This is a genomic window from Microbacterium sp. KUDC0406 (assembly GCF_021582875.1).
Lineage (GTDB): Bacteria > Actinomycetota > Actinomycetes > Actinomycetales > Microbacteriaceae > Microbacterium.
This window is the reverse complement of the sequence record NZ_CP091138.1, coordinates 151,011-171,920: the sequence shown is the minus strand read 5'-3', so window position 1 is coordinate 171,920 and position 20,910 is coordinate 151,011. Positions and strand designations below refer to the sequence as shown.

At 67.9% G+C, this 20,910-nt stretch carries 26 protein-coding genes and 4 pseudogenes; 4 read left to right on the top strand and 26 right to left on the bottom strand.

What is annotated here, in order from left to right:
- Window positions 1-36: 36 nt before the first annotated feature.
- The 4 genes and pseudogenes from L2X99_RS00935 to L2X99_RS00920 form a co-directional block, all read right to left on the bottom strand.
- Complete coding sequence (locus L2X99_RS00935) at window positions 37-828, bottom strand: sulfite exporter TauE/SafE family protein (RefSeq protein ID WP_236125442.1); 792 nt, start codon at window positions 826-828, stop codon at window positions 37-39.
- Window positions 829-925: 97 nt separating this feature from the next.
- Window positions 926-2,472, bottom strand: a pseudogene (locus L2X99_RS00930) (tripartite tricarboxylate transporter permease).
- Window positions 2,472-3,020, bottom strand: coding sequence for a tripartite tricarboxylate transporter TctB family protein (locus L2X99_RS00925; protein WP_236125444.1), 549 nt, complete (start codon window positions 3,018-3,020; stop codon window positions 2,472-2,474). The pseudogene L2X99_RS00930 and the gene L2X99_RS00925 overlap by 1 nt, the downstream one beginning before the upstream one ends.
- Before the next feature lies 1 nt (window position 3,021).
- Window positions 3,022-3,849: a Bug family tripartite tricarboxylate transporter substrate binding protein gene (locus tag L2X99_RS00920; protein ID WP_236135513.1), complete on the bottom strand. Its 828-nt coding sequence runs from the start codon at window positions 3,847-3,849 to the stop codon at window positions 3,022-3,024.
- Between the two features lie 354 nt (window positions 3,850-4,203).
- Here L2X99_RS00920 and L2X99_RS17745 point away from each other — a divergent pair, with 354 nt between their 5' ends.
- The 3 genes and pseudogenes from L2X99_RS17745 to L2X99_RS00905 all read left to right on the top strand — a co-directional run bounded on the left by L2X99_RS17745 (window position 4,204) and on the right by L2X99_RS00905 (window position 7,085).
- Complete coding sequence (locus L2X99_RS17745; RefSeq protein WP_268928569.1) at window positions 4,204-4,626, top strand: hypothetical protein; 423 nt, start codon at window positions 4,204-4,206, stop codon at window positions 4,624-4,626.
- Window positions 4,578-5,471 (top strand): PAS domain-containing protein, encoded by an 894-nt coding sequence (locus tag L2X99_RS00910; RefSeq protein ID WP_442923510.1) that lies wholly within the window; start codon window positions 4,578-4,580, stop codon window positions 5,469-5,471. Before L2X99_RS17745 ends, L2X99_RS00910 begins: the two co-directional genes overlap by 49 nt.
- A gap of 35 nt (window positions 5,472-5,506) precedes the next feature.
- Window positions 5,507-7,085 (top strand): annotated as a pseudogene (locus L2X99_RS00905) (AMP-binding protein).
- A gap of 133 nt (window positions 7,086-7,218) precedes the next feature.
- Here the strand turns inward: L2X99_RS00905 and rplQ are convergent.
- The 7 genes and pseudogenes from rplQ to L2X99_RS00870 form a co-directional block, all read right to left on the bottom strand.
- Entirely contained in the window at window positions 7,219-7,740 is a 522-nt protein-coding gene (gene rplQ, locus L2X99_RS00900) for a 50S ribosomal protein L17 (RefSeq protein WP_236125446.1), read from the bottom strand.
- 26 nt (window positions 7,741-7,766) lie between these two features.
- Window positions 7,767-8,757: pseudogene (locus L2X99_RS00895) on the bottom strand (DNA-directed RNA polymerase subunit alpha).
- 125 nt (window positions 8,758-8,882) lie between these two features.
- A complete protein-coding gene (gene rpsK, locus L2X99_RS00890) occupies window positions 8,883-9,281 on the bottom strand; it encodes a 30S ribosomal protein S11 (protein ID WP_017829189.1) in 399 nt (132 codons plus the stop codon).
- A gap of 27 nt (window positions 9,282-9,308) precedes the next feature.
- Entirely contained in the window at window positions 9,309-9,683 is a 375-nt protein-coding gene (gene rpsM / locus L2X99_RS00885; RefSeq protein WP_116241763.1) for a 30S ribosomal protein S13, read from the bottom strand.
- Window positions 9,684-9,826: 143 nt separating this feature from the next.
- Window positions 9,827-9,943 carry a 50S ribosomal protein L36 gene (gene rpmJ / locus L2X99_RS00880; RefSeq protein WP_132201997.1) on the bottom strand — a complete coding sequence of 39 codons (117 nt, stop codon included), beginning with the start codon at window positions 9,941-9,943 and terminating at the stop codon, window positions 9,827-9,829.
- Between the two features lie 84 nt (window positions 9,944-10,027).
- Window positions 10,028-10,249 (bottom strand): translation initiation factor IF-1, encoded by a 222-nt coding sequence (gene infA / locus L2X99_RS00875; RefSeq protein ID WP_018171468.1) that lies wholly within the window; start codon window positions 10,247-10,249, stop codon window positions 10,028-10,030.
- Window positions 10,250-10,427: 178 nt separating this feature from the next.
- Window positions 10,428-11,093, bottom strand: a complete 666-nt coding sequence (locus L2X99_RS00870; RefSeq protein ID WP_236125448.1) for a DsbA family protein — start codon at window positions 11,091-11,093, stop codon at window positions 10,428-10,430.
- Between the two features lie 250 nt (window positions 11,094-11,343).
- Between L2X99_RS00870 and L2X99_RS00865 the strand changes: the two genes are divergently transcribed.
- The gene (locus tag L2X99_RS00865; protein WP_236135512.1) at window positions 11,344-12,474 is read left to right on the top strand and encodes a hypothetical protein; all 1,131 of its coding nucleotides are present in this window, start codon (window positions 11,344-11,346) and stop codon (window positions 12,472-12,474) included.
- A gap of 313 nt (window positions 12,475-12,787) precedes the next feature.
- Here the strand turns inward: L2X99_RS00865 and map are convergent.
- The 15 genes and pseudogenes from map to rplP form a co-directional block, all read right to left on the bottom strand.
- A pseudogene (gene map / locus L2X99_RS00860) lies at window positions 12,788-13,569 on the bottom strand (type I methionyl aminopeptidase).
- Between the two features lie 46 nt (window positions 13,570-13,615).
- The gene (locus tag L2X99_RS00855; RefSeq protein ID WP_236125450.1) at window positions 13,616-14,224 is read right to left on the bottom strand and encodes an adenylate kinase; all 609 of its coding nucleotides are present in this window, start codon (window positions 14,222-14,224) and stop codon (window positions 13,616-13,618) included.
- The gene (secY, locus tag L2X99_RS00850; protein WP_236125451.1) at window positions 14,221-15,543 is read right to left on the bottom strand and encodes a preprotein translocase subunit SecY; all 1,323 of its coding nucleotides are present in this window, start codon (window positions 15,541-15,543) and stop codon (window positions 14,221-14,223) included. The genes L2X99_RS00855 and secY overlap by 4 nt, the downstream gene beginning before the upstream one ends.
- A gap of 114 nt (window positions 15,544-15,657) precedes the next feature.
- Window positions 15,658-16,218 carry a 50S ribosomal protein L15 gene (rplO, locus tag L2X99_RS00845; RefSeq protein ID WP_236125452.1) on the bottom strand — a complete coding sequence of 187 codons (561 nt, stop codon included), beginning with the start codon at window positions 16,216-16,218 and terminating at the stop codon, window positions 15,658-15,660.
- On the bottom strand, window positions 16,218-16,403 hold the full coding sequence (gene rpmD, locus L2X99_RS00840) for a 50S ribosomal protein L30 (RefSeq protein ID WP_236125453.1): 186 nt from the start codon (window positions 16,401-16,403) through the stop codon (window positions 16,218-16,220). Before rpmD ends, rplO begins: the two co-directional genes overlap by 1 nt.
- Window positions 16,403-17,113: a 30S ribosomal protein S5 gene (gene rpsE / locus L2X99_RS00835; RefSeq protein ID WP_236125454.1), complete on the bottom strand. Its 711-nt coding sequence runs from the start codon at window positions 17,111-17,113 to the stop codon at window positions 16,403-16,405. The genes rpmD and rpsE overlap by 1 nt, the downstream gene beginning before the upstream one ends.
- Window positions 17,110-17,469: a 50S ribosomal protein L18 gene (rplR, locus tag L2X99_RS00830; protein ID WP_236125455.1), complete on the bottom strand. Its 360-nt coding sequence runs from the start codon at window positions 17,467-17,469 to the stop codon at window positions 17,110-17,112. The genes rpsE and rplR overlap by 4 nt, the downstream gene beginning before the upstream one ends.
- A gap of 2 nt (window positions 17,470-17,471) precedes the next feature.
- Window positions 17,472-18,008 (bottom strand): 50S ribosomal protein L6, encoded by a 537-nt coding sequence (gene rplF / locus L2X99_RS00825; protein ID WP_236125456.1) that lies wholly within the window; start codon window positions 18,006-18,008, stop codon window positions 17,472-17,474.
- A gap of 6 nt (window positions 18,009-18,014) precedes the next feature.
- The gene (gene rpsH / locus L2X99_RS00820; protein ID WP_236125457.1) at window positions 18,015-18,413 is read right to left on the bottom strand and encodes a 30S ribosomal protein S8; all 399 of its coding nucleotides are present in this window, start codon (window positions 18,411-18,413) and stop codon (window positions 18,015-18,017) included.
- Between the two features lie 147 nt (window positions 18,414-18,560).
- On the bottom strand, window positions 18,561-19,151 hold the full coding sequence (gene rplE, locus L2X99_RS00815) for a 50S ribosomal protein L5 (RefSeq protein WP_236135511.1): 591 nt from the start codon (window positions 19,149-19,151) through the stop codon (window positions 18,561-18,563).
- Complete coding sequence (rplX, locus tag L2X99_RS00810) at window positions 19,151-19,510, bottom strand: 50S ribosomal protein L24 (RefSeq protein WP_116241750.1); 360 nt, start codon at window positions 19,508-19,510, stop codon at window positions 19,151-19,153. Before rplX ends, rplE begins: the two co-directional genes overlap by 1 nt.
- A 2-nt stretch (window positions 19,511-19,512) precedes the next feature.
- A complete protein-coding gene (gene rplN / locus L2X99_RS00805) occupies window positions 19,513-19,881 on the bottom strand; it encodes a 50S ribosomal protein L14 (RefSeq protein ID WP_116241749.1) in 369 nt (122 codons plus the stop codon).
- Complete coding sequence (rpsQ, locus tag L2X99_RS00800; RefSeq protein WP_329608092.1) at window positions 19,878-20,177, bottom strand: 30S ribosomal protein S17; 300 nt, start codon at window positions 20,175-20,177, stop codon at window positions 19,878-19,880. The genes rplN and rpsQ overlap by 4 nt, the downstream gene beginning before the upstream one ends.
- Entirely contained in the window at window positions 20,177-20,491 is a 315-nt protein-coding gene (gene rpmC, locus L2X99_RS00795) for a 50S ribosomal protein L29 (RefSeq protein ID WP_329608091.1), read from the bottom strand. Before rpmC ends, rpsQ begins: the two co-directional genes overlap by 1 nt.
- Complete coding sequence (gene rplP, locus L2X99_RS00790) at window positions 20,491-20,910, bottom strand: 50S ribosomal protein L16 (RefSeq protein ID WP_157310494.1); 420 nt, start codon at window positions 20,908-20,910, stop codon at window positions 20,491-20,493. The genes rpmC and rplP overlap by 1 nt, the downstream gene beginning before the upstream one ends.

Here is a 20,910-nt window from a genome sequence, read left to right as displayed (position 1 = left end):
GTGCGCCTGGCCGGGAACCGGAGGAAAGGCCGCCGCTCAGTTCTTCGCGCGCAGCGCCTTGCGTGCCAGCTGCCAGCCGATGAAGACGAGGTAGGCGGCGAACAGCATGTTGCCGACGAACGGATCGAGGCGCGCGGCGAGCAGCGCTCCGAGGGCGGTCGTCGTACAGGCGGAGAGGCCGATGACCGCTGCGGCGACGAGGTCGACGTTCCTGTTCCGGAGATTGCCTATGGTGCCGGAAACCGCGGTCGGGATCATCATCAGCAACGAGGTGCCCTTCGCGATGAGATCGCTCACCCCCATCCCGAGCATCAGTGCGGGCACGACGATGATTCCGCCGCCGACGCCGATGAGTCCGGCGAGGATGCCGGTGCAGACGCCCACGGCGACCAGGATCAGGCCCGTCACCCAGGTCAGGTCGAGCTCGGCCTCGCGCGAGGGCACGATCACGAACAGGCTCACGATCACCAGGGCGATGAACCCCACGAATCCCCACAGCAGCGCGCGCTGCGAGATGCGCGGCAGCAGCCGGGTGCCGATCTGCGCGCCGACCACCGCGCCGAGCGCCAGGATCAGGGCGGGGATCCACGCCACGGAGCCGGAGACCGCATACGAGACGACGCCGACCGCGGCGGTCGGCACGATCGCGGCGAGCGAGGTGCCGGCGGCACGGCGCTGGTCGAAGTGCAGCAGCAGCACCAGCATCGGCACGATGACGGTGCCGCCGCCGACGCCGAAGAGACCGGACAGCAGGCCGGCGCCGAGCCCGATCCCGATGTAGGAGAGGTACGCGCGCGGACCTCGGGTGGTGATCTGGTCGTCCTGCACCGCCCCAGCCTATTCCGGTCCATCGAGACTGCACGCCCGCGCCGAGACCGAGGTGCTACGTCCCCGTCTCGGCGCGGGCGTGCAGTTCCGGGACGGCTCAGATCTCCTGGTCGGCGAGCACCGGCACCGAGATCGACTCGGTGAGCCGCTGCTCGTACCGCGCCTGCCGGCGGCGCAGCCAGAGCGCGCCGACGACCAGCACGACGAGGAACGCATACGCGGTGGCCGCGAACGGCTGAAGCACCAGCGTCGACAGGTCGCCCTGGCTCAGCTGCAGCGCCTGCCGCATGAAGGCCTCCCCCATCGGGCCGAGGATCATGCCGACCACGAGCGGCGCCACCGGATATCCGTACCTGCGCATGAAGTACCCGAGCAGTCCGATGATCACGAGGATCACGATGTCGCTGATCAGGAAGTTCAGTGCATAGGCGCCGAAGGCGGCGAACATCAGGATGCCGGCGTACAGGTACGGTCGCGGGATCTGCAGCAGCTTCACCCACATCCCCACCAGCGGCAGGTTGAGCACGATCAGCAGCAGGTTGCCGATGTAGAGGCTCGCCACCAGCGCCCACACCAGCGCGGGCTGGTTCGTGAACAGCTGCGGCCCGGGCTGGATGCCGTACGACTGCAGCGCCACGAGGATGATCGCGGCGGTCGCCGTCGTCGGAAGGCCGAGGGTGAGCAGCGGCACGAGCACGCCGGCGGCCGCGGCGTTGTTCGCCGCCTCCGGACCCGCCACGCCCTCGATCGCGCCGCGGCCGAACTCGCCCTTGCGCTTGGAGAGCTTTCGCTCGGTCGCGTAGGACAGGAACGTCGCGACATCCGCACCTCCTGCCGGGATGGTGCCGATCGGGAATCCGATCGCCGTGCCGCGCAGCCAGGGCTTCCAGGAGCGCCGCCAGTCGTCCCTGGACATCCAGCTGCGCCACCCCTTGGTCACCGGGATGACGTCGATTCCGCCGTGCCGCAGCCGGGATGCCACGTACAGTGTCTCCCCACGGCGAACAGTCCGACCGCGACGAGCACCACGTTGATGCCGTCGCCGAGCTCCGGGAGCCCGAGGGTGAACCGCTGCTGTCCGGACAGCACGTCGGTGCCGACCATGCCGAGGAACAGGCCGACGGCCAGCGAGACGAGACCTCGCGACACGGACTTTCCCATCAGCGCGCCGACCGTGATGAACGCGATGACGATCAGCGCGAACTTGTCGGCCGGCCCGAGACTGACGGCGAACTGCGCCAGCACCGGAGCGAGCAGGGTGAGCCCGACTGTGGCGATGGTCCCCGCGACGAACGACCCGATCGCGGCGGTCGCGAGCGCTGCGGCGCCCCGGCCGAGCTTGGCCATCCTGTTGCCCTCGATGGCCGTCACGATGGACGCCGATTCGCCGGGTGTGTTCAGCAGGATGCTGGTGGTCGACCCGCCGTACATCCCGCCGTAGTAGATGCCGGCGAACGTGATCATCGCGGCCGTGGCATCCAGCGAATAGGTCAGCGGCAGCAGCAGCGCGACAGTCATCGCCGGCCCGACGCCGGGCAGCACGCCGACCGCGGTGCCGATGAAGACGCCAATGAACGCCCACAGCAGGTACTCCGGCTGCAGGGCGGTGGCGAATCCCTCCAGGAGGAGCCCCCAGCTGTCCATCAGAACATCCCTCCGAGCCAGCCGAACGCGGGGCCCCACGGCAGCGACAGTCCGAGCAGGCCGGCGAAGACGACCTGCACGACGAGGGCGACCGCGAGTCCGATCAGGAATCCGAGCCACCAGCGCTTCGCTCCCAGCGCCCAGGCGACGATCCCGAAGAGCACGGCGGCGGCGGGCGCCCATCCGATCACGTCGAGCAGCAGCAGGTGCGCGATCAGGGCGCCGACGATCTCGGCGAGGGTCAGCCAGTCGGTCCTCGCGTCCGGGTCGATGTCCTCGCCCTCCTCGACCTCCGCACGCCTGCCGCGCAGCACGCCGACGAGCACGGCCACGGCAGATCCGATCAGCAGCACCGAGACGGCGATGGGGAACACGGTCGGACCGACGGTCACGCCGACGGGGACGTGGATGGTGAAGGCACCGATCAGGGCGGCGATGCCGAGGACGAGCATGAGCAGGGCGAAGACGAGTTCACCGACGGGAACCCGGGAGGCGGGCCGAGTGTCCTCGGCCCGCCCGTCCGCCCCCACGAGCGGGGTGCTGCTCATGTCAGATCAGCCCGATGTTCTTCAGCGTGCCGGTGACGTCGGAGATGTTCTCCTCGACGAAGGCGTCCAGGTCGTCACCGGTGAGGAAGGCGTCCGCCCAGCCCTTGGTCTCGAGCTCCTTCTTCCAGGCATCCGAGTCGTGCATCTCGGTGACGATGCGCTCGAGTTCGGCGCGGTCGGCGTCGGTGATGTCACCGGGGGCGATCACGCCGCGCCAGTTGGTCAGCACGACGTCGTAGCCCTCGTCGGTGATGGTCGGCACGTCGGGCAGCTGCGAGCTGGGCTCGTCGCTCGACACGGCGAGCGCGCGCATCTTGCCCGATTCGATGTGCTGTGCGAACTCGCCGACGCCCGAGATGCCGGCGCCGACCTTGCCGCCCAGGATGAGCGACACGGCCTCGCCACCACCTGCGTTCGGCGTGTAGTTGAGCTTCTGCGGGATCTCCGCGCTGCTCAGCCCCGCGGCCTCGAGCAGGAGCCCGGCGAGGATGTGGTCGGCGCCGCCGGCAGAGCCGCCGGTGACCGTGACCTTCTGCCCGTTGTCGACGATGTCCTCGACCAGATCCTCCAGGGTCTTGTACTTCGAGTCGGCAGGCACGACGACCACCAGCGGCTCGTCGGTCAGCCGGGCGATCGGGGTGGTGTCCTCCAGGCGCACCTTCGAGTCGTTGGTCTCGATCGCGCCCACCATCACCAGGCCGTTGACCATCAGCGTGCCCGGGTCCTTGACGTTGGCGAGCTGCGCCAGGCCGATCGTGCCACCGGCGCCGCCGACGTTGCTGACGGGCGCCGACTTCACGATGTCGTCCTCGGTGAGCACCTTCGCCATCGCGCGGCCGGTCTGGTCCCAGCCGCCGCCGGGATCGGCGGGGACGATGATCGAGACATCGGTGATCGCGGCGTTCTCGCCGCCGGCGGCCGGCTTCCCGCCCGAGCCGCTCTGGCCGGAGCATCCGGTGAGGGCGAGTGCCGCCGGCGGCCGCGGCGGCGATGAGAGTGATCCGGGTTCTGTTCATTGCGCTCCTCCTTGAGCGATTCGGGACAGTGACGACCGTAGGCGCCCGGCTCGCCGTGTTGCCGCTTGCGAAACCATTGGTCGCGTTCCGTAAGTATTGGTCGCGAGAACCTCCTCGGCTCGGGTGCGGCCCCTCGCGCGGGCGGTGAGAATGGAGTGGTGCCCTCGATGACGAAGACGCATGCGTCGAAGATGACGCTCCGCGTGCAGCTGCTCCTGCTGCAGGCCGCGATCGTGTGCCTGGTCACCCTCATCGCGGGCATCACGGCAGGATTCGTGCAGGAGCACACCATCCGTGACGCGTACGAGGACCGGATGATGGCGGTGGCGCAGTCGATAGCCTCGATGCCCGCTGTCGTCGGCGCCTTCGATGACGGCGATCCCTCGGCGACCATCCAGCCGCTCGCCGAGACCATCCGCAAGGCGTCCGACCTCACGTACGTCGTCGTGGCCAACGCCGACGGCATCCGCTACTCGCATCCGCATCCGGAGCGCATCGGCGAGCGCGTCTCCACCGATCCGTCGGTGCCGCTGTCGGGCGCATCTACACCGGCACCGAGACCGGCACCCTGGGCACCACCTGGCGGGTGAAGGTGCCGATCTTCCAGGGCGGCGGCGTGATCGGCACGGCGTCCGTTGGCATCCTCGAGTCGCAGGGCAGGGACGAGTTCTTCGGCAACCTCGCCTGGATCATCGGCGCCATGCTGGCCGCCGTGCTGCTCGGCCTGTTCGGCTCCGCCTGGGTGGCCTCGCTCATTCGGCGCCGCATCCAGGGGCTGGAGCCCGACCAGATCAGCGCTCTGGTGCGCAACCAGGAGACCACGCTGCACGGCCTCAGCGAGGGCGTGATCACCGTCGACGCGCGGGGAGTCATCACGCTGGCGAACGACGCCGCCGCCCGATTCCTCGACACGGATGCCGCGGAGCTGACCGGCGCCCGCGCAGAGGATGTGCTGGGACCGGAGCTGAGGGAGGTGCTGGGCGAGGGAGAGGACGCGGGACGCCCCGTGATCCTCGGAACGCGCGTGCTGGTGGCCCGTTCCACCGGGGCCAGGGACGGCGGCGCCGCCGTGGACGCGACGCTGCTGCTGCGCGACCACACCGAACTGCACGACGTGGTGCAGCGCGTCGAGGCCGCCGATGCGATCATCGCGTTCCGGCAGCGCGCAGGGCTGCCCAAGGGGCTCTCCGCCGAGACGCTGGAGCGGGTGGCGGGCGCGCTCGCCAGGCATCCCGACTCCTCGGCGTCCGAGCTCGGCGAGGTGCTGCAGATCTCGCGGGTGAGCACCCGTCGTTACCTCGAGCACCTCGCGAGCATCGGGCGCGCGGTGCGCACGCTCGACTACTCGACACGGGGTCGCCCGGGCAGCCGCTACCGGATCACGGATCCGGCGACCGGACCGGTTGAGACCGCGTCTCAACCTGTGCGACACTGACTCACAACCCGACAGGATGATCGAAGGAGATCACCATGTTCCGCAGTCCGTACCCCGACCTCGAGATCCCGAATGTCTCGATCCACGAGTACCTGTTCACCGGCCTCGACGACGCCGACCTCGACCGGGTCGCGATCGTCGACGGCATGTCCGGCGCCGAGACCACCTACCGGCAGCTGATCGGGCAGATCGACCTGCTCGCGGGCGCCCTCGCCGCCCGGGGTGTGGGCGTGGGCGACGTCGTCGGCATCCTGTGCCCGAACATCCCGGCGTTCGCCACGGTGTTCCACGGCGTGCTGCGCTCCGGCGCCACCGCGACCACGATCAACTCGCTGTACACCTCCGAGGAGATCGCGAACCAGCTCGAGGATGCCGGCGCGGACTGGCTGTTCACGGTCTCGCCGCTGCTGCCGGGCGCACAGGCGGCCGCCGGGCGCCGCCGGCATCCCGCCGGAGCGCCTGATCGTGCTCGACGGCGCGGAGGGGCACCCGAGTCTGCGCGACCTGCTCTCCGAGGGGCGTACCGCGCCGGAGGTCGATTTCGATCCGGCGACCCATCTCGCCGTGCTGCCGTACTCCTCCGGCACCACCGGTCGGCCCAAGGGGGTCATGCTCACCCACCGGAACCTGGTGGCGAACGTCGAGCAGGTGCGCCCCGTCACGGACATCGACGAGAACGACCGGCTGCTCGCCGTCCTGCCGTTCTTCCACATCTACGGCATGACGGTGCTGCTGGACTTCGCCCTCAGGCAGCGCGCGGGCCTGGTCACGATGCCGAAGTTCGATCTGCCGGAGTTCCTGCGCATCATCCAGGAGCACCGCACCACCTGGGTGTTCGTGGCTCCCCCGATCGCGGTCGCACTCGCGAAGCATCCTGTGGTGGATCAGTACGACCTCTCCGCGGTGAAGGTGGTGTTCTCCGGGGCGGCGCCGCTGGACGGCGCGCTGGCCGGCGCGGTCGCGAACCGCCTCGGCTGCACCGTGGTGCAGGGCTACGGCATGACCGAGACGAGCCCGGCGGCGAACATCATCCCCGTCGACCGCGGCGACATCGACCGCTCGGCGATCGGCCCGCTGGTGCCGAACACCGAGGCCCGCCTCGTCGACCCCGAGACCGGAGCCGACATCGAGCCGCCGGCCTCGGGAGCGAGCGAGCCGGGCGAGCTGTGGCTGCGCGGACCGCAGATCATGACCGGATACCTGAACCGCCCCGAGGCCACCGCCGACATGCTCGACGCCGACGGCTGGCTGCACACCGGCGACATCGCCACCGTGACCGCGGACGGCATCTTCCGCATCGTGGACCGGCTCAAGGAGCTCATCAAGTACAAGGGCTACCAGGTCGCGCCGGCGGTGCTCGAAGCGCTGCTGCTGGAGCATCCGCTGATCGCGGATGCCGCCGTGGTCGGCGCGAACGACGCGGACGGCCAGGAGGTGCCGAAAGCGTTCGTCGTCCGGCAGCAGGACGCCGACCTGAGCACCGACGACGTGATGGAGTTCGTCGCATCGCGCGTCGCCCCGCACGAGAAGGTGCGCCTGGTGGAGTTCATCGACGTCATCCCGAAGTCCAGCTCCGGCAAGATCCTGCGCAAGGATCTGCGCGTCCGCGCCTGACCCCCCTTCGCTCCGGTCTCACTGGTTGCGGGTGTTCACCCGCAACCAGTGAGACCGGAGCTTCTCTGCCAGCCGGGTACGAAGAGGCCCGCCGTCCCTTTCGGGATGGCGGGCCTCTTGCGTCAGACGAGAATTACTCGGCCTTCTCCTCGGCGGGTGCCTCGGCAGCGGTCTCCTCGACCGGAGCCTCGACGACCTCCTCAGCAGGAGCCTCCTCGACCTTCTCGGCCTTGGGGGCAGCGGCCTTCTTGGCTGCCTTCACTTCGGCAGGCTCAGTACGACGCTTCTTGGGCGCGACGGGCTCGAGGACGAGCTCGATCACGGCCATCGGCGCGTTGTCGCCCTTGCGGTTGCCGACCTTGGTGATGCGGGTGTAGCCGCCCTCACGCTCGGCGACGAGCGGCGCGATCTCGGCGAACAGGACGTGCGTGGCATCCTTGTCGCGCAGCACCGACAGCACGCGACGACGCGCGTGCAGGTCGCCGCGCTTGCCGAAGGTGATCAGACGCTCGGCGAGCGGACGCAGGCGCTTGGCCTTGGTCTCGGTCGTCTTGATCGACTTGTGCGTGAAGAGCGCAGCGGCCAGGTTCGCGAGAAGCAGGCGCTCGTGGGCGGGGCCGCCTCCGAGGCGGGGACCCTTGGTGGGCTTAGGCATATTCGTTTACTCCAGGGAAAAGGGGATCAGAAGGACTCGTCTTCGGAGCCGCCGTAGAAGTGGGCGCCGTCGAAACCGGGCACCGAGTCCTTCAGCGACAGACCGAGCGAGACGAGCTTGTCGCGCACCTCGTCGACCGACTTCTGTCCGAAGTTGCGGATGTTCATCAGCTGCGTCTCGGAGAGGGCGACCAGCTCCGCGACGGTGTTGATGCCCTCGCGCTTGAGGCAGTTGTACGACCGGACCGACAGATCGAGGTCCTCGATCGGCATCGACAGCTCGCTGGAGAGCACGGCCTCCACCGGCGCCGGACCGATCTCGATGCCCTCGGCCTCGACGTTCAGCTCGCGAGCGAGGCCGAACAGCTCGGTCAGGGTCTTCGCGGCCGAGGCGACGGCGTCGCGCGGGCTGATCGCGGACTTGGTCTCGACATCCAGCACGAGCTTGTCGAAGTCGGTGCGCTCACCGGCACGGGTGGCGTCGACGCGGTAGCTGACCTTCAGCACCGGCGAGTAGATCGAGTCGACCGGGATCTGGCCGGCCTCGGCGTACTCGTTGCGGTTCTGCGCGGCGGAGACGTAGCCACGACCGCGCTCGATCGTCAGCTCCAGCTCGAACTTCGCGGTGTCGTTCAGGGTCGCGATCACCAGGTCGGGGTTGTGCACCTCGACGCCGGCCGGAGCGGAGATGTCCGCCGCCGTGACCTCGCCCGCGCCCGTCTTGCGCAGGTAGGCGGTGATCGGCTCGTCGCGCTCCGAGGAGACGACCAGCTGCTTGATGTTGAGGATGATCTCGGTGACATCCTCCTTCACGCCCGGGATGGTGCTGAACTCGTGCAGCACGCCGTCGATGCGGATCGTGGTGACCGTCGGCGCCGGGGATCGACGAGAGGAGGCTGCGACGCAGCGCGTTGCCGATGGTGTAGCCGAAACCGGGCTCGAGCGGCTCGATGACGAACCGGCTGCGGTTGTCGGCGAGCTTTTCCTCGTTCAGGGTGGGACGCTGTGCAATGAGCACTATGTGTTCCTTTCGATCACATGCCCGCTATATGACATGTGTTGGGTGAGGTGTGTTGAGTTGTCGAAGATCGGCGGAAGGGATGCCGGCCCCGAGCGGATCGGTACCGGCATCCCTGTCCGAGATCAGACGCGGCGGCGCTTCGGCGGGCGGCAGCCGTTGTGTGCCTGCGGGGTGACGTCCTGGATGGACCCCACCTCGAGGCCGGCGGCCTGCAGCGAGCGGATCGCGGTCTCGCGGCCGGAGCCCGGGCCCTTGACGAGGACGTCGACCTTCTTCACACCGTGCTCGGCGGCCTGACGGGCGGCCGACTCGGCGGCCATGCCGGCCGCGTACGGGGTGGACTTGCGGGAGCCCTTGAAGCCCACGCCACCGGACGACGCCCAGGCGATGACGGCGCCGGACGGGTCGGTGATCGAGACGATGGTGTTGTTGAACGTCGACTTGATGTGGGCCTGGCCCAGCGCGATGTTCTTCTTCTCCTTGCGGCGCGGCTTGCGCGCGGCGGCCTTGGGTGCAGCCATGAAAGTGTTCTCCTATTCCCTGGCCGCTTAGCGGGCCTTCTTCTTACCGGCGACGGTGCGCTTCGGGCCCTTGCGGGTACGGGCGTTGGTCTTGGTGCGCTGACCGCGGACCGGGAGACCACGACGGTGGCGGATGCCCTCGTACGAGCCGATCTCGACCTTGCGGCGGATGTCTGCGGCAACCTCGCGGCGCAGGTCACCCTCCACCTTGTAGTTGCCCTCGATGTGGTCGCGGAGTGCGACGAGCTGGTCGTCGGTGAGGTCCTTGACGCGGATCGACTCATCGATCTCGGTGGCCTTGAGGATCTCGACCGAACGGGTACGGCCGATGCCGTAGATGTACGTGAGGGCGATCACCACGCGCTTGTCGCGCGGGATGTCGACGCCGGCAAGACGTGCCATGCGGTAACTCCTGGAGTGTTGTGGAGGTGTGGAGCAGGATCGGTGCTCGGGCCTCCGCCCCGAGGTGTCCCCCGCTTGCGCGGGCTGGTGATCCTGCCGTATTCAGATGTTGAGTTGTGCGGATGCCCCGGAGGGCGCCCCGCTCAGCCCTGGCGCTGCTTGTGACGCGGGTTCGACTTGCAGATCACCATGACGCGACCGTGACGACGGATCACGCGGCAGTGGTCGCAGATGGGCTTGACGCTGGGCTTGACCTTCATGTTTCTTCCTGTTCGCTGTCTTCGTGCAGTCTTGGGTCCCTGAGCCTGTCGAAGGGCCCTAGGCTGCCGTTACTTCTCGACCGATCAGCGGTAGCGGTAGACGATGCGGCCGCGGGTCAGGTCGTAGGGCGAGAGCTCCACGACCACGCGGTCCTCGGGGATGATGCGGATGTAGTTCTGCCGCATCTTTCCGGAGATCGTTGCCAGAACCTTGTGTCCGTTGCTGAGCTCAACGCGGAACATCGCGTTGGGAAGTGCTTCCGACACGACGCCCTCGATCTCGATGACACCGTCTTTCTTAGCCATAGCCTCGCTGACGCTTCTGCAGATCGGTCGATCTGCGGTGGATGGATGGGTGGTGCTGGGACACGCCGAATCAAGGCGCAAGGCACCAAAGATCTATGATAGTCCGCTCCGGAGCATCCGGCAAATGCAGAACGCGAGTGCGGAGCCGGGGGCCGCACCCGCGTTCCTGCGGGGACGATCAGCTGATCAGGTCGGTGAGCTTCTTGAAGTCGGCGTTGTCCTGGAGGTTGAGCTCCTTGCCGTTGATCTTCACGGTCGGAGTGCTCTTGATCTCGTGCTTCTTCGCCTGGGCCGCACCGAACTTCATGTAGGTCTGATCGGTGATGCAGGACTCGACCTTGTCTGCTCCGGCCTGCTTCGCGATGTCGACGATCTGTTCGTCTGTGAGGCCGGGGGTGTTCTCCTCCGGCTGGTTCGCGAACAGCGCCTTGGAGAAGTCGAGGTACTTGTCAGGCTGAGTGGAGGCGACGCAGACCGCCGCGCCGGCGGACCGGGAGGAGTACTCCGTGCCCTGCGAGAAGCGGTCGAGAATCGCGATCGGGTGATACGCGAGCGTGATCCTGCCGTCCTCCGCCGCCTTCTCGAGCGCGGAACCGAAGTTGTCCTCGAACGACTTGCAGGCGGGGCACTGGAAGTCCACGAACACCGCGACCTCGTCCTTGCCGTCGCCGAACGAGATCGCACCGCTCTCGGCGTCGAAGCTCTCATTGCTGGTGGGCGCCGCGCCCGGAGAGGTGGCCTGGTTGTTCAGGTACACCACGAATCCGCCGAGGGCGACGAGCACCACCACGACGGCGATGGACACTCCGATGGCGAACCAGTTGGTCTTGCGCTGCGCAGCCATTGCTTTCCGATCTGTACAGGGAAGTTCCCCGCTATTCTGCCCTGTCCCGACTATGGGCTCCATGTGAGGGCCCCGCCGCCCTCCCTTCCCCACGAGCCACCCATTCGCGCATGACCCTCAGCTGCGTGGTGGATGGTTCGTGCCTGCGCGAGCGGTTCGTACGCGGACGACTCTTCCTCCACAGGTGGCGGTCGGCGGAAAGTTGTTCCTGGCAGCTTCCGGGAGCATCCTCGCGGGCCAGGATCGAGGGATGCCGCTCACTCTCACCGATCGCGCCTTCACCACCTCGCCGATACCGCTGGTCACCGCCGTGGAAGCACGGATGCTGGGCATCCCCGTTCGCACGCAGAGGTACATCCGAATCCGTCGCGGGATCTACGCAGAGCGCGCGGCGTACTCCACGCTGACGCCGTGGGACCGCTACGCCGCGAGAGTGCACGCGTTCGCCCGCACCCATCCGGACGCCGTGCTGTGCCTGGAGTCGGCGGCGGTCGTGCACGGCCTGCCGCGTTTCCGGCAGACGCGCTGGATCCACGTGCTGAACTCGGCACGCCAGGCATCCGGCCGGTACGGCGACGTCGCCGTCCATGCCAGCGTGGACGCCCGTGACACAGAACTCATCGGCGGCATCGCTGTCACCTCACTGGTGGACACCGTCGTCGACCTCGTGCGGGTGCTGCCGCCGGCGCAGGCGCTCGCGGTCGCCGACGCCGCGATCTCTCAGACGCAGGGCGGCGAGGCTTGTCTGGCCGATCTGCGAGATCGGGGCGAGCGGCAGTCGAGCTCGCGCGGGCGCGCACGGATGCGTCTGGTCTGGGGGCTCGCCGACGGACGGGCGGAGTCGCCAGGCGAGAGTGTGAGCCGGGCGGTGATCCTGTGGAGCGGGTTCGAGCAGCCGGACCTGCAGCGTCAGTTCCACTACGAGAACGCGACCGATCGCGTCGACTTCTTCTTCGCGTCGATCGGCGGGATCGGCGAGTCCGACGGCTGGCAGAAGTACGCCCTCGGGTCTCCTGAAGCTGCGGCGGTCAAGCTTGCGGACGAGAAGCGCCGTGAGGACCGACTCCGACGACACGGGCATCCGTTCGCCCGCTGGGATCTCACGGACGCCTGGCACGTGAAGCCCGTCGTGCAGGCACTCGATGCGATCCATGTGCCGCGGGTGCGTCCGCCCTCCCCCGCGCTGCTGGCCACGGTCTCTGACCGCTCACGGCAGGTCCCGCCGCTGCCGGCGGCAGCACCGCTGACCCCCACCCTGCCGCGTGTGGATCGCGGGAGCATCCGAACCACCCGCACGCGCACGAACCACCTGCGAGCAGCCCGCGGCTCACGCTGCACCGGGTGGCTCGCGGACGCACCGGATGCTTCGCACTGCGACTGACCGGTCGCAGCCGAACAGGATGCTTCACGCTGTCGCGCGTGCTTCGGCGGTGCCGACGCGGCACGCACCCACGAACACGTGAGCCACCCGCCCAGCGCGCATGACTCGTGCCACGGCGGCGGGTTCGCCGACGGTCTGGGCGGTTCGTGACGACACGGGTGGTTCAAGCCTTCGTCAGCCGAGCCACCCGCTGCAGCACGAACCACTTGCGCACCGCTGACGGCTCGTGCTGCACCGGGTGGCTCGTGGCGCCGCGGACGGGTCGGTCCGGCGTGCGTGGTTCGCCGCAGCGGCGCGGCAGGTGGCGAGCGGGCTACGGGACGGGGACGGGCACCACGCCGAAGGGGGCAAGACCGGCAGCGCCGCCGTCGGGTGCGGTGAGCACCCAGATGCCGGCCTCGTGGCGGGCGACGCTGTGCTCCCAGTGCGAGCCGTCCGATCCGTCGACGGTCGTGACCGTCCAGTCGTCGTCCTCGACGAAGGTCGCCTCTCCCCGGCGGTGACCATCGGCTCGATGGCGAGCACGAGGCCGGGGCGGATCTCCGCACCCGCATCCGGCGTGCGGTAGTTGAACACGCTGGGCGCCTCGTGCATCTTGCGGCCGATGCCGTGGCCCACGTACTCGCGCAGGATGCCGTACTCGCCCTGCGCCTCGATGTACCCCTGGATGGCGTCTCCGAGCTCACCGATGTGGGTGGCCGTGGCCATGGCGGCGATGCCCGCCCACATCGACCCCTCGGTCACCCGGGAGAGCTCCTCACGACGCGCCACCAGCTCGGGCCGCGCAGCATCCGGCACCACGATCGTGATCGCGCTGTCGCCGTTCCAGCCCTGGTACTGCGCACCGCAGTCGATCGAGACGATGTCGCCGGGCCGCAGCACCCGCTCACCGGGGATGCCATGCACGACCTGGTCGTTCACCGAGATGCAGGTCGTGTGCCGGTATCCGCGCACGAGCTGGAAGTTCGACTCCGCCCCGCGACCCGTGATCACGCCGGATGCCGCAGCATCCAGCTCGGCGGTGGTCACACCGGGCGCCACCAGCGCGCGCGCCTCGTCGAGCGCCGCCGCCGTGATCAGGCCGGGCTCGACCATCGACCGCAGCTGCGCCGGCGACTTGTAGATCGACCGCCGGAACACGTCAGACCAGCACGCGCAGGCCGCGGGCGTCCAGCGCCGCGACGATGCGCTCGGCGATCTCGTCGAGAGAGCCGACACCGTCGATGCGGTCGACGATGCCGCGCTGCTCGTACACCGAGATGATCGGAGCCGTCTCGTGCTCGTAGATGTCCAGGCGGTGCGCGATGGCCTCGTCGGTGTCGTCGGAACGGCCCTGCTCGGTGGCCCGCAGGCGCAGCCGCGTCAGGCTCTCCTCACGGGGCACGTCGAGCAGGATGACCGCGTCGAGCGACTCGTCGCGCTCCTGCAGGAAGGCGTCCAGGTGCTCCACCTGGTGCGTGTTGCGCGGGTAGCCGTCGAGCAGGAAGCCGTTCGCGGCGTCCGGCTGCGAGAGCCGGTCGCGCACGATCTCGCTGGTCAGCTCGTCGGGCACCAGGTCACCGGCGTCCAGGATGGCGGTGACCTTGCGGCCCAGCTCAGTGCCCTCCTTGATGTTCGCGCGGAAGATGTCACCGGTGGAGACCACCGGGATCCCGTACGCGTCGGCGATGCGCACGCCCTGCGTGCCCTTGCCGGAGCCCTGCGGGCCCACGATCAGGAGGCGAGCGGTGGACTGTGCGGATGCCGTCATCGGAGGAGCCCTTCGTAATGGCGCTGCTGCAGCTGCGCATCGATCTGCTTCACGGTCTCGAGCCCGACGCCGACGATGATGAGGATCGAGGCGCCGCCGAACGGGAAGTTCTGGTTGGCCTGGACCGTCGACAGCGCGATCAGCGGGATGAGGGCGATCAGACCGATGTAGATCGAACCGGGGAACGTGATGCGCGTCAGCACGTAGTCGAGGTACTCGGCAGTCGGGCGTCCGGCACGGATGCCGGGGATGAAGCCGCCGTACTTCTTCATGTTGTCCGCGACCTCGACCGGGTTGAACGTGATCGCCACGTAGAAGTAGGTGAACCCGATGATGAGCAGGAAGTAGACCGCCATGTACAGCGGGCTGTCACCGGTGGTGAAGTGCTGCGAGATCCAGGTCACCCACGCCGGCGGCGTGCTGCCGTCTGTCGGGGTGTTGAACTGCGCGATCAGCATCGGGATGTAGAGCAGCGACGAGGCGAAGATGATCGGGATGACGCCCGCCATGTTCACCTTCAGCGGGATGTAGGTGTTGGTGCCGCCGTAGGTGCGGCGGCCCACCATGCGCTTCGCGTACTGCACCGGGATGCGGCGCTGGGACTGCTCGACGAAGACCACGAGGGCCATCACGATGATTCCGACGATGAGGACCATGAGGAAGACCTCGAAGCCCTTCGCCTCCCAGATCGCCCACATGGCGGCCGGGAAGGTGGCGGCGATCGAGGTGAAGATCAGCAGCGACATGCCGTTGCCGATGCCGCGCTCGGTGACGAGCTCGGCGAACCACATGATCAGGCCGGTACCGGCCGTGAGGGCGAAGATCATCAGCAGCTGGGCCCACCACACGTCGTTGGTGAGCAGTGCCTGGCAGGACGGATCGCTCGCGGATCCGAACAGCTGTCCGCTGCGCGCCACGGTGACCAGCGTGGTCGACTGCAGCAGCGCGAGCGCGATGGTCAGGTAGCGGGTGTACTGCGTGAGCTTCGCCTGACCGGCCTGACCCTCTTTGTGGAGGGTCTCGAAGTGCGGGATGACGACGCGCAGCAGCTGCACGATGATCGTCGCGGTGATGTACGGCATGACGCCGAGCGCGAAGATCGACAGCTTGAGCAGGGCGCCGCCCGAGAACAGGTTCACGAGGCCCAGGAGCCCCTCGGTGCCGGCACTGGCAGCGAGACAGGTCTCGACGTTCGGGAAGTCCACGAACGGGGCGGGAACGTTCGAACCCAGGCGGTACAGGGCGATGATCGCCAGGGTGAAGCCGATCTTCCGCCGCAGGTCGGGCGTGCGGATGATCCGCGCGATAGCGCTGAACAAGAGTTTTCCTCCTGAGTGGGGATGCCGGCCTAGAACTCGCGGCCGAAAGTCCAGGGTAACGCACAGGAGGGGCCGGAGAATCTCCGGCCCCTCCTGGTGCTGGTCACCAGACGGTCACTTGATGGAACCGCCGGCGGCCACGATCTTCTGCTCGGCGCTGCCCGAGACCTTGTCGACCGAGACCGTGAGCTTGACGGAGATCTCTCCGTCGCCCAGGACCTTGACCTTCTCGTTCTTGCGAACGGCACCCTTGGCGACCAGGTCGCTGACGGTGACGTCGCCACCGGCCGGGTACAGCTCGGCGAGCTTGTTCAGGTTCACGACCTGGTACTCGACGCGGAACGGGTTCTTGAACCCGCGCAGCTTCGGGGTGCGCATGTGCAGCGGCATCTGCCCACCCTCGAATCCGACGCGGACGGTGTTGCGGGCCTTGGTGCCCTTCGTGCCGCGGCCGGCGGTCTTGCCCTTGGAGCCCTCACCGCGACCCACACGGGTCTTCGCGGTGTTGGCGCCGGGGACCGGACGCAGGTGGTGCACCTTCAGAACACCGGGACGCGACGCCGGAGCATCCTTCGTCTCGGGCTTCTTGGCGGGCGCCTTCTTGGCGGCGGGCTTCTTGGCCGGCGCCTTCTTCTCGACCTTCTCGGCCTCGACGGCTTCGTTCTTCTCAGCCATTAGTCGATCTCCTCAATCTTGACGAGGTGAGCGACGGCCCGGACGTAGCCGCGCGTCTGCGCGTCATCCGGACGGACGACCGAGTCGCCGATCTTCTTCAGACCGAGTGAACGCAGCGTGTCGCGCTGGTTCTGCTTCTCGCTCACCTTGGACTTGACCTGGGTGACCTTCAGACGGGCGGCCATCAGGCACCTACCTTCTGCGCGGCGGCGGCAGCAGCGGCCTTCGCCTCGTTGCGGATGATGATCTCCGGCACGACCGCGTCGTAGTCCAGGCCGCGGCGGGCGGCCACGGCACGGGGCTCCTCGAGAGCCTTCAGCGCCGTCACGGTCGCGTGCACGATGTTGATCGTGTTCGACGAGCCGAGGGACTTCGACAGGACGTCGTGGATGCCGGCGCACTCGAGCACGGCGCGGACCGGACCACCGGCGATGACACCGGTACCGGCGGCAGCCGGACGCAGCAGCACGACACCGGCGGCGGACTCACCCTGCACCGGGTGCGGGATGGTGCTGCCGACGCGCGGCACGCGGAAGAAGTTGCGCTTGGCCTCTTCGACACCCTTCGAGATCGCCAGCGGGACCTCGCGCGCCTTGCCGTAGCCGACGCCGACCAGGCCGTTGCCGTCACCGACGACCACGAGAGCGGTGAAGCTGAAGCGACGACCACCCTTCACGACCTTCGAGACGCGGTTGATGGTGACGACGCGCTCCAGGAACTGGTTGTCGCCACGGTCGCGCGAGTTGCGGTCGCGACCGCCCTGGTTGCGGTCGCCTCGTCCGCCACGGCGGCCGTCGCGCTGGTCGCGCTGCGGCTCTGCCTGCGTGGTGCCGGCAGCCGTCTCGGAAGTGGCAGCAGCCTGCTCGGTCACTTCGTTCTCCTTGTTGTCACTCACAGTGCCAGCCCCCCTTCGCGGGCGCCATCGGCGATCGCCGCGACGCGACCCGCGTAGCGGTTGCCACCGCGGTCGAAGACGACCTCGGAGACGCCGACGGCCTTCGCACGCTCGGCGACGAGCTCGCCGACCTTGCGGGCCTTGGCGGTCTTGTCACCGTCGAAGGTGCGCAGATCGGTCTCGAGAGTCGATGCGGATGCCACGGTGTGGCCCTTGCTGTCGTCCACGAGCTGCACGAAGACGTGACGAGCAGAGCGGGTGACGACCAGGCGCGGACGCGCCTCGGTGCCGACGATCTTCTTGCGAAGACGGGCGTGACGACGCGCGCGGGCGTCGGACTTCGACTTCACAGCCATGGTTACTTACCAGCCTTTCCGGCCTTGCGACGCACGACCTCGCCGGCGTAGCGCACACCCTTGCCCTTGTACGGCTCGGGCTTGCGGATCTTGCGGATGTTCGCAGCCGCCTCGCCGACGGCCTGCTTGTCGATGCCGCTGATGGTCACCTTGTTGGTGCCCTCCACCGCGAAGGTGATGCCAGCCGGCGGGTCGACCAGGACCGGGTGCGAGAAGCCGAGGGCGAACTCGATCGAGCTGCCCTTCTGCTGCACGCGGTAACCGGTGCCGACGACCTCGAGGCCCTTGGTGTAGCCCTGGGTGACGCCGATGATGTTGTTGTTGATGAGGGTGCGGGTCAGGCCGTGGAGCGACCGCGACTCGCGCTCGTCGTCGGGACGGGTGACCAGAACCTGGCCCTCCTCGACCGCGACCTCGATGGGGCTGGCCACCTGCAGGGTGAGCTCACCCTCGGGGCCCTTCACCGCGACCTCACGGCCGTCGACCGAAACGGTCACGCCCGCGGGGATCTCGATGGGAAGTCGTCCGATACGCGACATATCAGGTCACCACACGTAGGCGAGAACTTCTCCGCCCACGCCCTTCTGCTCGGCCTGGCGGTCGGTGAGAAGACCGGAGGAGGTGGACAGGATGGCGACGCCGAGGCCGCCGAGGACCCTGGGGAGCTCCGTGGACTTGGCGTACACGCGCAGGCCGGGCTTCGACACGCGCTTGATGCCGGCGATGGAGCGCTCACGGTTCGGACCGTACTTGAGCGACATGGTGAGGGTCTTGCCCACGCGGGCGTCGGTCACCTCGAAGCCGGCGATGTAGCCCTCCTTCTGGAGGATCTCGGCGATGTGCGTCTTCAGCTTGCTCGACGGGAGCGACACGCTGTCGTGGTGCGCCGAGTTCGCGTTGCGCAGACGGGTCAGCATGTCTGCGACCGGGTCTGTCATTGTCATTGTGATTTTCCTTCGTTCATTGAGGTTCCGGCTGCCGTTACACGACAGACGGCCTGCGATGAGCACGCAATCTTCAATTGTACGGCACGGTGGCCGGGCGCTTCGACAGGCTCAGCGACCCCTGGGTCCCTGAGCCTGTCGAAGGTGTCACGCCGCGGCGTCGGCGGCCTTGAACGGGAAGCCGAGGTGGCGCAGCAGCGCACGGCCCTCGTCATCCGTCTTGGCCGTCGTCACCACGGTGATGTCGAATCCGCGGACGCGGTCGATCCTGTCCTGGTCGATCTCGTGGAACACGCTCTGCTCCGTGAGACCGAAGGTGTAGTTGCCGTTGCCGTCGAACTGCTGGGCCGACAGTCCGCGGAAGTCGCGGATGCGGGGCAGTGCGAGGTTGACCAGGCGGTCCAGGAACTCCCAGGCGCGGTCACCGCGGAGGGTGACGTGCGCGCCGATGGCCTGGCCCTCGCGCAGCTTGAACTGCGCGATCGACTTGCGAGCCTTGGTGACGATCGGCTTCTGACCGGTGATCTTGGTGAGGTCGTCGACCGCACCATCGATCACCTTGGAGTCACGAGCCGCCTCGCCGACGCCGGTGTTGACGACGACCTTGACCAGTCCGGGGATCTGCATGACGTTGACGTAGCCGAACTCGTCCTGCAGGGCCTTCTTGATCTCGGTGTTGTACTTCTGCTTGAGGCGGGGCTGGATCTTGCCAGCCTCCGCGGCAGTGGTGTCGCTCATCAGATGTCCTTACCCGACTTCTTCGCGTAGCGCACGCGAACCGTGCGCTTCACACCGTCCTTCGTCTGCTCCTCGACGCGGTGGCCGACACGGGTCGGCTTCTTGGTCGAGGGGTCGACGAGGGCGACGTTGGAAATGTGGATGGGCGCCTCGACGGTCTCGATGCCACCGGTCTTGGTGCCGCGCTGGGTCTGGCCGACGCGGGTGTGCTTGGTGACGTAGTTCACGCCCTCCACGACCACGCGGTTCTGCTCGACGAGGACCTCGAGGACCTTGCCCTGCTTGCCGCGGTCGCCGCCCTTGTCCTGCTTGCGGCCGGTGATGACCTCGACGAGGTCGCCCTTCTTGATGTTCGCCATGATCAGATGACCTCCGGGGCGAGCGAGACGATCTTCATGAACTTCTTGTCACGAAGCTCACGACCGACCGGTCCGAAGATGCGGGTGCCACGGGGCTCCCCGTCAGCCTTCAGGATCACGGCGGCGTTCTCGTCGAACTTGATGTACGAGCCGTCTGCACGACGCGTCTGCTTCTTGGTGCGGACGATGACGGCCTTGACCACATCGCCCTTCTTGACGTTGCCGCCCGGGATCGCGTCCTTGACGGTCGCGACGATGGTGTCACCCAGCCCGGCGTAACGGCGGCGCGAGCCGCCGAGAACGCGGATGGTGAGCAGCTCCTTCGCGCCGGTGTTGTCGGCGACCTTGAGGCGGGACTCCTGCTGGATCACTTGGCCTTCTCCAGAATCTCCACCAGACGCCAGCGCTTGGTGGCGCTCAGCGGCCGGGTCTCGTTGATGAGGACGAGGTCGCCGATGCCGGCGGTGTTGTTCTCGTCGTGCGCCTTGACCTTCGACGTGCGGCGGATGACCTTGCCGTACAGCGGGTGCTTCACGCGGTCCTCGACCTCGACGACGATGGTCTTGTCCATCTTGTCGCTGACGACGTAGCCACGACGCGCCTTGCGGTAGCCGCGGGTCTCGGCCTCGACGGCCGGGGCGGCTTCAGCAGCCTTCTTCTCAGCCATTACTCGGCCTCCTCCTTCGGCGCCTCAGCCTCTTCGGCCTTCTTCGCCTTCGCCTTGGACGCCTTCTTCGCCGGCGCCGCGGTCGGAGCCGGCGTCGCACGGATGCCGAGCTCGCGCTCACGGATGACGGTGTAGAGGCGCGCGATGTCGCGCTTCACGGTGCGGATGCGGCCGTGGCTCTCCAGCTGGCCGGTGGCCGACTGGAAACGGAGGTTGAACAGCTCCTCCTTGGCCTTGCGCAGCTCCTCGACGAGGCGCTGGTCTTCGAACGTGTCGAGCTCTGCCGGAGCGAGCTCCTTGGTGCCGATCGCCATTACGCGTCGCCCTCCTCGCGCTTGATGATGCGTGCCTTGAGAGGCAGCTTGTGGATTGCTCGGGTGAGGGCCTCGCGAGCGAGCTCCTCGTTCACGCCCGCGACCTCGAAGAGGACGCGACCCGGCTTGACGTTGGCGACCCACCACTCGGGGGAGCCCTTACCGGAACCCATGCGGGTCTCAGCGGGCTTCTTGGTGAGCGGACGGTCGGGGTAGATGTTGATCCACACCTTTCCACCGCGCTTGATGTGACGGGTCATCGCGATACGAGCTGCCTCGATCTGACGGTTCGTCACGTAAGCGGGGGTGAGGGCCTGGATGCCGAACTCGCCGAAGGAGACCTTCGTGCCGCCGGTCGCCTGGCCCGTGCGCTTCGGGTGGTGCTGCTTGCGGTACTTGACCTTACGAGGGATAAGCAT

Excerpts from the sequence above, each read along its gene's own strand:
- L2X99_RS00925 (WP_236125444.1), bottom strand. The coding sequence starts at position 3,020 with ATGAGCAGCACCCCGCTCGTGGGGGCGGACGGGCGGGCCGAGGACACT.
- L2X99_RS00920 (WP_236135513.1), bottom strand. The coding sequence starts at position 3,849 with ATGGCGAAGGTGCTCACCGAGGACGACATCGTGAAGTCGGCGCCCGTC.
- L2X99_RS17745 (WP_268928569.1), top strand. The coding sequence starts at position 4,204 with ATGACGAAGACGCATGCGTCGAAGATGACGCTCCGCGTGCAGCTGCTC.
- rplQ (WP_236125446.1), bottom strand. The coding sequence starts at position 7,740 with ATGCCTAAGCCCACCAAGGGTCCCCGCCTCGGAGGCGGCCCCGCCCAC.
- rpsK (WP_017829189.1), bottom strand. The coding sequence starts at position 9,281 with ATGGCTGCACCCAAGGCCGCCGCGCGCAAGCCGCGCCGCAAGGAGAAG.
- rpsM (WP_116241763.1), bottom strand. The coding sequence starts at position 9,683 with ATGGCACGTCTTGCCGGCGTCGACATCCCGCGCGACAAGCGCGTGGTG.
- rpmJ (WP_132201997.1), bottom strand. The coding sequence starts at position 9,943 with ATGAAGGTCAAGCCCAGCGTCAAGCCCATCTGCGACCACTGCCGCGTG.
- infA (WP_018171468.1), bottom strand. The coding sequence starts at position 10,249 with ATGGCTAAGAAAGACGGTGTCATCGAGATCGAGGGCGTCGTGTCGGAA.
- L2X99_RS00870 (WP_236125448.1), bottom strand. The coding sequence starts at position 11,093 with ATGGCTGCGCAGCGCAAGACCAACTGGTTCGCCATCGGAGTGTCCATC.
- L2X99_RS00865 (WP_236135512.1), top strand. The coding sequence starts at position 11,344 with ATGCCGCTCACTCTCACCGATCGCGCCTTCACCACCTCGCCGATACCG.
- L2X99_RS00855 (WP_236125450.1), bottom strand. The coding sequence starts at position 14,224 with ATGACGGCATCCGCACAGTCCACCGCTCGCCTCCTGATCGTGGGCCCG.
- rplO (WP_236125452.1), bottom strand. The coding sequence starts at position 16,218 with ATGGCTGAGAAGAACGAAGCCGTCGAGGCCGAGAAGGTCGAGAAGAAG.
- rpmD (WP_236125453.1), bottom strand. The coding sequence starts at position 16,403 with ATGGCCGCCCGTCTGAAGGTCACCCAGGTCAAGTCCAAGGTGAGCGAG.
- rplR (WP_236125455.1), bottom strand. The coding sequence starts at position 17,469 with ATGGCTGTGAAGTCGAAGTCCGACGCCCGCGCGCGTCGTCACGCCCGT.
- rplF (WP_236125456.1), bottom strand. The coding sequence starts at position 18,008 with ATGTCGCGTATCGGACGACTTCCCATCGAGATCCCCGCGGGCGTGACC.
- rpsH (WP_236125457.1), bottom strand. The coding sequence starts at position 18,413 with ATGACAATGACAGACCCGGTCGCAGACATGCTGACCCGTCTGCGCAAC.
- rplE (WP_236135511.1), bottom strand. The coding sequence starts at position 19,151 with ATGAGCGACACCACTGCCGCGGAGGCTGGCAAGATCCAGCCCCGCCTC.
- rplX (WP_116241750.1), bottom strand. The coding sequence starts at position 19,510 with ATGGCGAACATCAAGAAGGGCGACCTCGTCGAGGTCATCACCGGCCGC.
- rpsQ (WP_329608092.1), bottom strand. The coding sequence starts at position 20,177 with ATGGCTGAGAAGAAGGCTGCTGAAGCCGCCCCGGCCGTCGAGGCCGAG.
- rpmC (WP_329608091.1), bottom strand. The coding sequence starts at position 20,491 with ATGGCGATCGGCACCAAGGAGCTCGCTCCGGCAGAGCTCGACACGTTC.
- rplP (WP_157310494.1), bottom strand. The coding sequence starts at position 20,910 with ATGCTTATCCCTCGTAAGGTCAAGTACCGCAAGCAGCACCACCCGAAG.